Raw genomic sequence first — 456 nt, 5'->3', positions numbered from 1 at the left:
ATCCGCCCCGAGGCAGCGGTAGTAGTGGATTTTGCGCGCCGACGTACGGGTCGATGTGCGTGATAGCGCGTAGCCGCATTTGCGGCAGGACACCAGCCCCTGCACGATGCTCGGTTCGATGGTCCGGCGCGGGGCGAAGCGCTTGTTGTCGGTCAGACGTTCGGCCGCCAACGCGAAGGTTTCTTCCATCACGATGGCGGGAACGGGCACTTCGATCCATTCGTCGCGCGGCCGCTCGTGCTGGCTGGTATTCTCGCTAAAGCCCGCCCGGCCCGACAAGCGGAACGGCTTCGTCACCTTCTGTCGCGGTGCGACCTGTGTCTTGCCGAAGCAGGCCGTTCCCTTGTAGGCGGGATTGCGCAGCATTCCCCACACCACCGACCGTTCCCAGCGGGTGACGCGCCGGCGCGTCACCCGCTGGGAACGGTCGGTGGTGTGGGGAATGCTGCGCAATCC

1 protein-coding gene is annotated in these 456 nt (G+C 65.8%); it reads right to left on the bottom strand.

What is annotated here, in order from left to right:
• Positions 1–414 (bottom strand): recombinase family protein (locus EOA27_RS39880; protein WP_281059539.1); only part of this gene is annotated, 414 nt, incomplete at its 3' end.
• Between the last annotated feature and the right edge of the window lie 42 nt (positions 415–456).

Source organism: Mesorhizobium sp. M2A.F.Ca.ET.037.01.1.1, from assembly GCF_003998075.1.
Taxonomy (GTDB): Bacteria; Pseudomonadota; Alphaproteobacteria; order Rhizobiales; family Rhizobiaceae; genus Mesorhizobium.
Note: the sequence above shows the minus strand (reverse complement) of the source record. Positions and strands in the feature narration are given on the sequence as shown.